Raw genomic sequence first — 11881 nt, forward strand, 5'->3', positions numbered from 1 at the left:
CGCCGATGAAGGCCACGTCATGCTCGATGCCCGTCACCGAGCCCGACTTGGAACCCCGGGGGACCCCTGCGGGAAGCACGTCGGCGATGACGGCGAAGCGCTGACGGGACAGTGCGCCGCGCAGGAAGGCGAGGTCACCACGATCCACGTTCCAGCCGCGGCCCGCGCCCCGCAGCATGAGAAGGGACAGCTCGTCGGAGGTCACCTCGTTGGGCTGGCCCGAATCCCGAGCGGCGAGATCACCGATCTGCCGTTCGATGTGCAGCAGTCGCATCCCCTGCTCACGGCAGAGACGCTGCACCCTGGGGATGCCCATCAGACCGAGAAGCATGTTCGTGGCCTCGTTGCTCGACCTGTCGATCATCGCCTCCAGAAGGTCGCGCACCGATATCGGCGTGCCGTCGGGCGGAAGCTCCGCATCCATCTCGTCCGGGTCCTCCGCCAGGGAGAAGACGCCTCCCCGGGCCGACGTGAAGCTGTGCGTGCAGGGCACCATCCGATCCCAGGCCAGTCCCCCCGCCTCGACCTCCTCGATGACGGCCATCGCCACGGCCAGCTTGATGGTGGAGGCCGCATAGTACACGACGTCACCGCCCCGGGAGGCCAGAACCCTTCCGGACGAATCCCGGAGCGTGAAGCTCACCGAGCCCACGCCGTCGCTGTAGTCACTGATCACAGGCATCTGCCACTCCTTTCCGAAAAGCCGCCAGGGCCTTCACGCTTCATTTCAGGACATGTCTCCCTCACCGAACTCCTCCGCACCGGAGCACGGCGCCATCCGCACCGATCTCCAGGCTTCCGCGGACGTCCAATGGCAGGGTCGTGGCGCCAGGACCGTGCCCAAAAGCGAACCCCGAGGCGATGGGCACACCGAGCCCGCCAAGAACGTCATCCTCGTGTGAACGGCCCATCATCCCCGCGAATCGCAATCCTTCTGGGGCAACCTCCACGGCAACAGGTGCCAGTATCCATCCGGATTATTTCCTCGGCCTGCGCGAATATTTCGAAAGATTCCCCGGCAGCGCGCCATTTGACGGAATACTGTTCCCTCCCAGCCATCGCTTCCCCCCACCATCGCACCATGGACGCGGATCCGCAGGCCCGGGCAAACACATCCGCACGGGCCGTCTCAGCCAGGATGCCCGCCGGGGCCGCACAAACACCGAAGGCCGATGATTACACTGGTTCCCATGCCACTGCACGAGCTCTCCCCGAACGCACAGGACTATCTGAAGGTGATCTGGGACCTGCGGGAGTGGGACGGCGCCTCCGTTCAGTCTTCGGATCTGGCACGACGAGTCCATGTGAAGCTGTCGACCGTGTCGGGAGCGGTGAACCGTCTGGTGACCGGAGGATTCGCCACGCACAACCCCTACGGCGCCATCGAGCTCACTCCCGAGGGCGAGCGCTACGCTCTGGCCATGGTCCGGCGCCACCGTCTGCTCGAGACCTTTCTCGTCCGTTCGCTGGATTACGGATGGGATGAGGTCCACACCGAGGCGGACTCCCTGGAGCATGCGGCATCGGACCTCATGATCGACCGCATCGACACGCTTCTGGGGCATCCCGACACCGATCCGCACGGCGATCCCATTCCCCGGGCGGATGGCACGCTGCCGGAGTCGGACTCCATCCCCCTGGCGGACGCCCCGGACGGAGCATGCATCCGCATCGACCGCGTCAGCGATGAGGACCCCCATCTGCTCCGCTTCCTCGAGGAGCAGGGCGTCGGCATCGGTTCGCAGGCCCGCGTGGAGGCGCGTCGACCGTTCTCCGGGGTGACGACCATCCATTCCCTGCACCGCGATTCCGAGAAGACGTCCTCGTCACCGGAAACCACCGTCTCCCAGCAGACATCCGAACGTCCCCCGATGACGCGGTCCATCAGCGTCTCCGACGCGGCGGCGAAGCAAATCAGAGTCAGCATCCTGGATGCGGGCGTCCGCTCCAGCATGGCCGAACCCTCCGCGACGCGATAGATAAAGGGGCACCGCCGGATCGCACGACGTCCATCCCGTTTACGACGACCCGACTCCCTCAGAGGTCCTGCGGCCCCAACGGCCACGTCCGGAACCCCTAAACGCCGGTAGCCGCTCCCAGGGAGAGCGGCTACCGCATGACGATGACCATACGGCGACGGCTACAACGCGGCCGCGATCTGCATGACGTCCTGGACGACGAGCTGCAGGTTGAGGGCCGTGAGCACAGCCACGACGATCCACGCGATGACGGCGAGCCAGACCGGATTGGCGTGCCTCCCCATGATCTTCTTTGACGAGGTGAGGGCCACCAGCGGCACCATCGAGATCGGCAGCGCGACGCACAGGAACACCTGCGAGTAGACGAGCAGATTGTCCAGCGCGGCCTCCTGCCCGCCGAAGACGATCGCGCAGACGAGCACCGGGATGATGGAGATGACGCGGGTAACGACGCGCCGCAGCCACAGCGGGATATGCATGCAGATGAAGCCCTCCATGACGATCTGGCCGGTGAGGGTGCCGGTGATCGTGGAGTTCTGTCCGGAGGCGAGCAGGGCGACGGCGAAGAGGGTGCTCAGCACGCCGCTGGCGACTGGTCCGGCGATGGAGGAGTCGCCCAGGGCGTTGTAGAGGGAGGTGAAGGTGTCAAGCCCGTCGCCATGGCCGAAGAACATGGCCGCGCCGAGCATGAGCAGCAGGCTGTTGACGACGAAGGCCAGGCTGAGCTGGATGTTCGAGTCCCAGGTGGCGAAGCGCACGGCGTTGTCGATCTGCCGCGGATCGTCGCGGTCGTAGTCGCGGGACTGCACGATCGACGAATGCAGATAGAGGTTGTGCGGCATGACGGTGGCTCCCACGATCCCCAGGGCCATGGTGAGCTGTCCGTTGCCGAGGATCTTCGGACTGGGGATGAGCCCGGCGAACACCGAGCCCATGTCGGGTCCGGCGATGGCCACCTCGTAGATGAACACGACGAGGATGACGGTGATCAGCGTGGCCACGATGGCCTCGATCTTGCGGAATCCCACGAGCATGAGCAGAAGCAGCAGCAGCACGTCCAGCACGGTCAGCGCCACGCCGAGCGCCAGCGGGATGCCGAACAGCAGGTTGAGCGCGATGGCGCCGCCGATGACCTCGGCGATGTCGGTGGCCATGATGGCCAGCTCGGTGCTGATCCATAGGGCGATGCCGAGCTTCCTGCCCGTATGCGCCCGTGTGGCCTGCGCGAGGTCAAGGCCGGTGACGATGCCGAGCTTGGCGGACATGTACTGCAGCATCATGGCGATGAGGCTGGAGAGCAGGATGACGGACATGAGCAGATAACCGTATCGAGCGCCTCCGCCGATGGCGGTGATCCAGTTGCCCGGGTCCATGTATCCCACGGCCACCAGGGCGCCGGGACCGGAGAAGGCGGCCAGGCTGCGCCAGAATCCGCGTGGTGCGGCGGGAACATGGACCGTGGCGTTGATCTCCTCCAGAGACGGTCCGTTGGCCGTCGTGATGAGCGGTCTGCGTTTCCCCTCCGGATACCTCATCCGTGCTCCATCCATGACGCCTTCCGGCTCTTCCATGCCATCCATCTCCGTAACCGTCTCGTCTCCACCCTGCGATCCCTGTCCGACGTCCACGGAACCTGAGGTCGAGAGGGCGAACTTTCATGTTCTAGGGGTCGAAGTTTAGTCAGGCCATATGTCCGACACCCCGTAACATGCGAAACATTGCCCGAACGGCCGATTGCAGTCACGGAAACATTCCCCCGCACCACTCCGAACGCCGTCGCTTCCAGCCCCCTTTCAGCTTTCGTGGAGGGGTATGTCAGAGGCGTGCAAGATAACATGGACAGGACGCAGTTCGTCATGCCCGACCGCAAAGCCGTGCCGGGAGGCTTCGAGACGGGAAAGGCACCGCATGTTCGTTCTCAAGAACGCATGGGCAACACTGACGCGACACGGATGGCGCACCGGGATCATCGTGGTGACGACGATGGTCGTCGTCGGCACCACGATCCTCTCTGCGGCCGTCATCCCCGCCGATGACACGGCCACGGGATCCACGTACGACTCGCAGAAGCCCACCGCGATCATCCGCCCGACGGCCACGACCCTGGCCAAGCGCAACGGGGCCGATTCAAGCTGGACGAAGAACTATCTGTCGTGGGAGAACTACACCACCTACGCCTCCGCGGTGCAGAAGGCGAACATCAGCTTCTCGTACACCTTCAGCGAGACCATCCCGGTACGGCAGACCTCATCGCTCAAGGCGATCGGCGGATCCTCCGACGTCTCCGCCGACAAGACCGGCGGACAGCTCACCTGGCGGAGCTTCTACACCCTCGAGGCCGCCCAGGCCAGCGACATCGGCCGCTTCCGTCTCGTCTCCGGCAAGCATCTGAACTACACCGGAACCGACAAGTCGAGCGTGCTGATCTCCCAGGCCCTCGCGAAGAAGAACGGCCTCAAGGTGGGCGACACCATCAAGGTCGCCAACCCCACCGACGCCTCCAAGACCTACACCCTCAAGATCCGCGGCATCTACGAATACGCCTCCGCCGCGGCAACCGGCACGGGCAGCGACGCCAAGCTCGCCAAGGACGACCGCGACAACGCCATCTACACGGCCTACTACACCTTCGCCATCAATGGGCTGGACACCTCCAGCGGCAAGGGATGGGCCATCCCCGACCTCAACATCACCTTCAAGCTCACCAGCCTCAAGGCCTATGCCAAGTTCGTCAAGACGGTCAAGAAGGCCAAGCTGCCGTCGAAGTACGAGGTCTCATCGCCGTCCCTGACGGCCTACGAGACGAAGATCGCGCCGCTGACCTCGCTGGCGAACGTGCTGCGGGTGCTGCGGATCGTCGTCTGGGCGGTCGGCGGGATCCTGCTGGTGGCCCTCGTGGTCCTGACGCTGCGACGGCGAAGGAACGAGATCGGCGTCGCCATGGTCGTGGGGGCGTCCCGCGGACGCATCGCCTGGCAGTTCATGCTCGAGGTGCTGCTCCCCACCCTGGTCGGGCTGACGCTCGGGATGTTCGCCGGCGGCTTCGGCTCCGGTCCCCTCGGCCACGCGCTGACGGACAACTCCACCCCCGTGGGGGCCCGGCTGGTGTGGAGCATGATCGGCTATGGATTCGCCGGATGCCTGCTTCTGTCCTTCATCGCCATGGGACGCGTGGTGGCGTTCCGCAGGGCGGCACTGTTCAGCGCGGCTCCCACCGCCGAATCCGACGGGGGGGCGGAGGTCGACGCGGAGGCAGAGGTCGACGGGCAGGACGCGGAGAACACGGATGGCCCCCAGATCACGACGGACGCCGACCCTGAATCCGACGACGCCGGAAACGTCGATGGTCCGGAGGAACCGGACAAACCGGACAAACCGCACGCGGCGGACTCAGACGCGGATGCGGATACGAATGATTCCGGCACCGATGCCGGCGACACCGACGAGGAGGACGCGCGATGAGCGACACGGAGAAGGACGACCCCGGGAAGGGCGCCTCGGAGATGGACGGCGTCTCCCGGCAGGAAACCCCATCGGACGAATCCAAGGTGACGTTCCGCATCGTCTTCGAGGATGACGACGACGTCGAGGAGGCAACGGAGGCTGACGCCCTCAGCGAGCCGACCGACGCCGATTCCGAAGAAACCGAGGGCACAGAGGCCGCAGCCGGCTCCGACGAGGCGGCGGAAGGCGACGACGGGGAGCGCGCGACGGGCGAGGAGGCCGTTACGGAGTCCTCGACCGTGACCACCTCCGTACGGCCGGATTCGGCGCACATGGATTCCGCCGAGGCCGAGGGCGACGCCACGTCCCTGCCGACCCAAAGCCCCTCCCGGGACGACGAGGACGCCGTCGCCACGGAACTCGTCGACCATGAGCTCCGCGCCGAACGCCGGCGCGCTCCCGCCGAGGACGACATCCTGCTGCGCTCCTACCCCACCTTCGCGCTGCATGGCGCGACCGTCGTCAACAGGAAGACCGGCAGACGCCCGCTGGACGAGGTGACTCTGTCCTTCTATGCGGGAACGGTGTACGGCGTGACCGTCGACGATGCCGACCCCGAACAGCATCAGGCCTTTCTGGGACTCGCCAGCGGCCTTGTCCGGCCCGCCGAGGGCTCGGTCGCATCCCGCAGCGCCGATCTTCTGGAGCTGGACGCCACGGAGACGCGCGGTCATCGCATCGGCGTCGTTCCCCAGGGCTTTGACCTGCGAGACGACATGGACGCCGTGGACAACATCGTCTACGCCATGGATGCCTCCAACCGCACCTTCCTCAAGCCCAAGCCGGCGCTCGCCCGCGAGCTGCTCGACCAGGTCGGATTCGGCAGAGGCGAATCCGGCGATCGCGCGACCATCGACGAGACGGCGGTCAGCGCGGGAGCCGATCCCGATTCCGCCACCGCGGCCGATTTGACGACGGTTCCCGTCCGCGATCTTCACCCCCTGGACCGCAGACTCGCCTCCATCGCGCGGGCCATCAGCTGCGAGGCCGAGGTGCTCGTCCTTGACGAGCCCACCCGCGGGCTGGACGCCGAGGGCGTCTCGACGGTGCTGTCCGTTCTCGCCGACCTCGCCCACGGCGATCCCAAGCGCTGCGTCCTCGTCGTCACCTCGGACGATGACGTCCTGACCCGCGCCGAGCAGGTCGTCGAACTGTCCTGATCCGGCCGCGACCGCATCGGCCCGTTACTCCCTCGACCCCATTCTGGGCGAGTCCCTGGCGATCCCCCTATCGGCTCAGCGTCATGTCGAAACGCCTGGCCATATCGTCGACGTCCGGCTCGCCATAGGCGGCCACGAGCTCGAGCCACTGGCCGCGGTTGTCCTCCCCGAAACGGGCGGCCTTGCGCGCATACGCCTCAGCGGTGAGAAAGCGCGGCGGAACCGACTTGCTGTGGTACTTGTCGGCCACCATGACGGTCTCCTGCTCGAGGTTCACCGGCACGTAGTCGGCGGGCGGGAGGGCGAGGCCCTGAGCCTCCACACGTTCCTTCGTCAGTCCCACCCCCGTATGGTTGCGCGCGAATTCGGCGATGGACTCATCCACCCCCTGCTCCAGCAGATACTCATAGCCGAGCAGGCCATGGCGGATGTAGCGCGACCCGTCGAAACGCAGCGGACCGCCCTCGGACCCGTCCGAGGAAAGAACGCGATAGGTGCCGATGTCATGAAGCAGACCGCCGATGACGACCAGATGTTCGTCGATGAGCCGAGGGGGAATCGTGCCGCCCGTGACGCCTCCGGTCGGCGGGACGAGGAATCCTTCCGTCGGAGAGTGAAGGCCTTCGACGTCCTGGGGTGAGGCCTCCGAGGCCGAAACGCCGTCATCGACCCCCATGCGCCCGTCCCCGGACGCGTCATCGGCGGCGCATGTGACGGCATGTCGGCCTCCCCATTCCGACGCGTCGGGAGGCAGCGTGCAGCGTCTCATGAACAGCGCGTTGCGTCGCCGCGCAAGCTGTCGGGCGATGGTGGCGACGATGACGCAATGGGTGTGGATAAGGTCCCAGGCGGCCTCGGAGGGGCAGATTCGACGATGCAGCTCATCGACCTGGTCGACGGTGGGAATGATTCCGGTCATGCGATCCATTCTAGGAACCCGGAGCCCTCAGCCCCGTTCCGCGGACGTCCTCCCGCGTCCCTGGAGCTCCGAGGTCCTACAGCGCCCGCACATGGAAGCGGCCGGTGCGGTTCGAGGCGACGAGCATATGGTCATTCTCGAGCTCCCGCCAGCCCTCCTCCTCCGGCTGCGGGAACCCGGAGCTCGCCACCACGACCCCTGCCTGCGCCTCGTCGACGACGATGGGCCTGTAACGTACGACCCGGTAGTCGCGGACCTGGTCGGCGCGCCCATAGGAGTCGTAGAGCTCCACGATCCTTTCGGGACTGTCATGCCTGGCCGAGGCGCGCAGCATGATGAGCTCCTCACCGCTGAGCAGCATGCAGTTGTAGCTGGACTTCGGATAGGTCCGACGCAGCTCGCGCACCGCCTGCGCGACGGCCTCGTCGAGGGCGAAGCCGAATCCCACATATTCGAGGACCACGGCGAAGAACACCGCCGAATCGCTTTTCCCTCCCGTCGAGAGCAGCACGGAGCGGTCCACGGGAAAATCGCGGTTGGTGACGATGTTGCGGTTCTCGTCGTCGGATATGTCGCCATTGTGGGTGAAGCTCAGCCCATTGGCCGCGAAGGGCTGCTGGTTCTCCAGGACGAGCGGCAGATGCGAGCTCGCCAGACGCAGATGCCAGAGGGCGGATCTGGCGGGGACGTCGGCGAGACCCGCGAAGACCGGGTCGTCCACGGCCGCGTCCGTCGACCGGTACAGACGATCCTCGGTTTCGGGGGACGCCTCCCCTCCGTCGCGTCGGTAGGGCGAGCGCCTGGGCCTGGCCAGCATGGACACGCCCCAGCCGTCGTTGTGGATCTCCGCCATGCCGCGGTAGGCATCGGCGGCCGGGGAGCCCAGCACCTCCCTGAGGCTGAGATTGCGTCCATCGGTGGCGTATCCAAGAAGTCTGCACATACCGACCCACTGTATCGGGCATCCCGCCCGTTCACGCGGCACGGACCGCATGAGGCTGATCCGATGACGTCGCATGAGCCGGAAACACCACGCCGGAGGGCGTGACTCCGGACGGCCCCGAAAGGGTGGCCTCGCCGGGCGTCAGCTGTGCCGACGCCCGCGGATCATCCGACCGCGACGGGACGGCGGCAGACCGTTCTCATCGAGATCCTCGGCCTCGTTCCGGACGAGCGGAATAGTCGGACCCCCATCGAGACGCCTGTCGGATCCGTCCTTCTCGGGGACCTCGATCCGATGGAGGACCACGGTCTTCTCCGGATCGAAGGCCTTCTCCACGTCGGTGATCCGCTCCGTGGGCTCGTCGTCACGACCCTGCCGCGTCGGGAGCGCGTGGTGACCACCACCACGGGCGGCCTCCGACCGCGACACCTCGATGACATGGCCGGAATCCTCCGGCTCCCCGCTCTCGTCGGAAAGGGATGAGGAGACGGGCGAAGCGGCTTCGCGGACCTCCCTCGAGCCCTCCGCCGACTCCGTCGCCCGCACGGGGGCGACGGGGATCCCGCCGTCCCCGGACTCCACGGACCGAGGTCGCAGAGACTCGCGCCGGAGCCTCGGGGGACGACGCGTCGAGACGAACAGCGGCTGGATCTCGATCAGCGGGTTGTAGGGAGCCAGCCCGAACCACTTGACCGGGGAGCCGGCCACGTGGCGGATGGCGTACTTGACCTGCAGGGAGAGCGCGCCACGGGCGGAGATGTTGGATTCGGGCATGAGGGCCTTGTGGACGAGCACGTAGCGGATGGTGCCGATGCCGGGGTCCGCGTCCACCTTCGGGTAGACGTAGCTCTGCCGCGGCAGCTCGCCCGTCTTCGACAGGTCATGCATGATCTGGTGGATGTAGGCCGGGATGGACTGGGAGACCTTGAACCCCAGCCGGATGCGCACCCGGAACAGGTAGTCCGTTCCGAAGTCCTCGACGGAGTACTCGCGGGTGAACGGCTCGTCGGTCGTCTGCACGGACACGGCCCACCAGGCGCGGGCGCGCTTGGGATGGTCGGCGAAGACGGAGAAGAAGATGTCCGTGTCGAGGCGCTTCATCTCCCAATCGGAGGTCAGATAGACGATGTTGTCGGCGAAGTAGGTGATGCGGAAGTCGCCATGAAGCTTCTCCAGTGCGGGAAGGAAGTCCTTGGGCCGCATATGACGGCGCTGCGAGCGCTCGATCTTCGTGCCGTCGTTCCACGTCACCATGATGACGAGGATCGCCACGGTGAGCAGCATGGTGAACCAGCCGCCGTGCAGGAACTTCGCCATCGAGGCGATGAAGAACATGATCTGGATGGACAGGAACACCAGCGTGAACACCACCGCGCCCAGACGACGCCGGTGGTACCACATGTGCACGGCAAGCAGCACGGTGGTGGTGATCATCGTGATGGTGAGCGCCAGACCATAGGCCGCGGAGATGTGCTCCGAATCCTTGAACAGGGCGAGCACGAGCAGCGTCGCCGCGCACAGCACCCCGTTGACGACGGGGATGTACAGCTGGCCACGGGTGCGGGCCGGATAGCGCACCTGCAGATGAGGCATCCAGTTGAGACCGGTGGCCTCGGAGACCATGGTGAACGCCCCGGTGATCAGCGCCTGGGAGGCGATGATGCCGGCCGTCACGGACAGCGCGACCGCGAAGTAGCGCACGTCGGGGTTCATCATCTGGAAGAAGGGATTGAGGGCGTCGACGTCGGCCAGGGCCTTGTTGTTCTGGTTGCGCAGCATCCAGGCGCCCTGTCCGAAGTAGTTGAGGACGAGGGCCACCTTGATGAAGGGCCAGGTGAAGTAGATGTTGCCGCGTCCCACATGCCCCATGTCCGAGTACAGGGCCTCGGCGCCGGTCGTCGACAGGAACACGGTGCCCATCAGGGCTATGCCGGCGGCGTTGTGCGGACTGAACAGGAAGCGCACGCCGTAGACCGGGTTGAGCGCCGCGAACACGCTCCAGTCCCCCGCGAGGCTGAACACGCCCACGACGGCCAGGAAGGCGAACCAGACCATCACGACGCTGCCGAACACCTTGCCGATGCTTTCCGTCCCACGCGACTGCACGGAGAAGAGCAGGACGATGATGACGATGGTGATCATCAGCGACAGGTTGGGGTTCTCGGTGAACGCGGGGGCGAACACCGGAATCGACTGCAGACCCTCGACGGCGGAGGAGATGGACACGGCCGGGGTGAGCACCGAGTCGGCGAGGAAGGCCGCGCCTCCCAGCATGGCCGGTATGGCGAGCCATGCCCCGTAGCGCCTGATCAGGGAGTAGAGCGCGAAGATGCCGCCCTCGCCGTTGTTGTCGATGCGCATGGCGATGAGCACGTACTTGACCGTCGTGATGAGCGTGATCGACCAGAACACCAGCGAGAGCATGCCCAGCACGGCCGTCCGGTCGGTGTTGGCGAGCCCGCCCTGCCCCGCGAGGAAGGTCTGGGCGGTGTATAGCGGCGAGGTGCCGATGTCTCCGTAGACGACTCCGAGGGCCACGACGGCCATGCCGAAGGAGATGCGGTTGGGACCGGACTGCACACGCGTCCACCAGCGTCCAATGGGGCCGTGGCTGGCCACGTCGGCGAGCTTGATGGCCTCCTCGCGCTCCTCGGCCTGCTGCTTGGCGATCTCCGCGCTCTCCTGCTTCGTCAGGGTTCGGCGCGAGACCTTGGGGGCGTTGGTGAAGGTATCGGCCTTGAGCAGCTGCTCCTTGAGCTGCGCCGGGGCCGGAGTCTCGATGGGCCGCCCCTCCCGGGCGGGCTTCCCGCCGTTCTTCCCATCGTCGCGGGAAAGGGACGGATCCACCGGGTTCCTCCGGTTCAGTCCTCTGCCCCCACTCCGCCGATTCCTGCCGTCCCCGGTCCGGCCACTGCCGTCGGGCAACGATGAATCACGGTCGCGTGATGACGCCATGCGGTATCCTCCAATGGCGGAGACCCTCTCCGCGTGAACGACTCGTAAGGATTGCCGGTTCTTGACGGTTCCTTTACATATCACTCAGCGGACAGTGTATACGTCGCACATACCTATACCAACTTCCTGATGTCCGTCTTGCACCGTGGGGCGAATATCTGCACGGATGCGAAGCCCACGGCACCGACTGAGGAGCGGCCCCGGACGCATCGGAAAGGCCTTCATAGGGGGACTTCACGAGCCTGCGCTCGGGCGACGGCCCCGGACGCATCGGGAGCCCCCGCAGCCTCCCCTCACGGAGCACGGCGCGTGCTGCGACTTCTCCCCCGGCGTCTCTCCTGGCCTCACACCCCGTATACGCGGCCGACGGTCCGTCTCGTGGCGCGGGCGACCTCGGCCACGGGGAGGTCGAAGACGTCGG

9 protein-coding genes are annotated in these 11881 nt (G+C 66.1%); 4 read left to right on the forward strand and 5 right to left on the reverse strand.

Annotation, left to right across the window (positions count from 1 at the left end):
- On the reverse strand, positions 1 to 682 hold a 682-nt coding region (locus tag RWX87_RS05710), incomplete at its 3' end, for a serine hydrolase (protein ID WP_314688493.1).
- Between the two features lie 52 nt (positions 683 to 734).
- On the opposite strand from RWX87_RS05710, the gene RWX87_RS05715 reads away from it, so the two are divergent.
- Both RWX87_RS05715 and RWX87_RS05720 read left to right on the forward strand, forming a co-directional pair.
- On the forward strand, positions 735 to 902 hold the full coding sequence (locus tag RWX87_RS05715; protein WP_314688496.1) for a hypothetical protein: 168 nt from the start codon (positions 735 to 737) through the stop codon (positions 900 to 902).
- 288 nt (positions 903 to 1190) lie between these two features.
- On the forward strand, positions 1191 to 1979 hold the full coding sequence (locus tag RWX87_RS05720; RefSeq protein WP_314688499.1) for a metal-dependent transcriptional regulator: 789 nt from the start codon (positions 1191 to 1193) through the stop codon (positions 1977 to 1979).
- A 161-nt stretch (positions 1980 to 2140) separates the two neighbouring features.
- On the opposite strand, the gene RWX87_RS05725 is transcribed toward RWX87_RS05720, so the two are convergent.
- Positions 2141 to 3514 carry an Nramp family divalent metal transporter gene (locus RWX87_RS05725; protein ID WP_314688501.1) on the reverse strand — a complete coding sequence of 458 codons (1374 nt, stop codon included), beginning with the start codon at positions 3512 to 3514 and terminating at the stop codon, positions 2141 to 2143.
- Positions 3515 to 3887: 373 nt separating this feature from the next.
- Here RWX87_RS05725 and RWX87_RS05730 point away from each other — a divergent pair, with 373 nt between their 5' ends.
- Both RWX87_RS05730 and RWX87_RS05735 read left to right on the forward strand, forming a co-directional pair.
- A complete protein-coding gene (locus RWX87_RS05730) occupies positions 3888 to 5441 on the forward strand; it encodes an FtsX-like permease family protein (RefSeq protein WP_314688504.1) in 1554 nt (517 codons plus the stop codon).
- Complete coding sequence (locus RWX87_RS05735) at positions 5438 to 6643, forward strand: ATP-binding cassette domain-containing protein (RefSeq protein WP_314688506.1); 1206 nt, start codon at positions 5438 to 5440, stop codon at positions 6641 to 6643. Before RWX87_RS05730 ends, RWX87_RS05735 begins: the two co-directional genes overlap by 4 nt.
- A 67-nt stretch (positions 6644 to 6710) precedes the next feature.
- On the opposite strand, the gene RWX87_RS05740 is transcribed toward RWX87_RS05735, so the two are convergent.
- From RWX87_RS05740 to RWX87_RS05750, 3 genes are all read right to left on the reverse strand, one after another.
- A complete protein-coding gene (locus RWX87_RS05740) occupies positions 6711 to 7562 on the reverse strand; it encodes an HD domain-containing protein (protein WP_314688509.1) in 852 nt (283 codons plus the stop codon).
- A gap of 76 nt (positions 7563 to 7638) precedes the next feature.
- Positions 7639 to 8505, reverse strand: a complete 867-nt coding sequence (locus RWX87_RS05745; protein WP_314688512.1) for a class II glutamine amidotransferase — start codon at positions 8503 to 8505, stop codon at positions 7639 to 7641.
- A gap of 141 nt (positions 8506 to 8646) precedes the next feature.
- Positions 8647 to 11286, reverse strand: a complete 2640-nt coding sequence (locus tag RWX87_RS05750; RefSeq protein WP_314688516.1) for a KUP/HAK/KT family potassium transporter — start codon at positions 11284 to 11286, stop codon at positions 8647 to 8649.
- Positions 11287 to 11881: the final 595 nt, after the last annotated feature.

Source organism: uncultured Bifidobacterium sp., assembly GCF_963540075.1.
Taxonomy (GTDB): domain Bacteria; phylum Actinomycetota; class Actinomycetes; order Actinomycetales; family Bifidobacteriaceae; genus Bifidobacterium.

Bases quoted from the DNA above. Each gene is read 5' to 3' on its own strand.
- RWX87_RS05715 (WP_314688496.1), top strand. From the start codon at position 735: ATGTCTCCCTCACCGAACTCCTCCGCACCGGAGCACGGCGCCATCCGC.
- RWX87_RS05720 (WP_314688499.1), top strand. From the start codon at position 1,191: ATGCCACTGCACGAGCTCTCCCCGAACGCACAGGACTATCTGAAGGTG.
- RWX87_RS05725 (WP_314688501.1), bottom strand. From the start codon at position 3,514: ATGAGGTATCCGGAGGGGAAACGCAGACCGCTCATCACGACGGCCAAC.
- RWX87_RS05730 (WP_314688504.1), top strand. From the start codon at position 3,888: ATGTTCGTTCTCAAGAACGCATGGGCAACACTGACGCGACACGGATGG.
- RWX87_RS05735 (WP_314688506.1), top strand. From the start codon at position 5,438: ATGAGCGACACGGAGAAGGACGACCCCGGGAAGGGCGCCTCGGAGATG.
- RWX87_RS05740 (WP_314688509.1), bottom strand. From the start codon at position 7,562: ATGACCGGAATCATTCCCACCGTCGACCAGGTCGATGAGCTGCATCGT.
- RWX87_RS05745 (WP_314688512.1), bottom strand. From the start codon at position 8,505: ATGTGCAGACTTCTTGGATACGCCACCGATGGACGCAATCTCAGCCTC.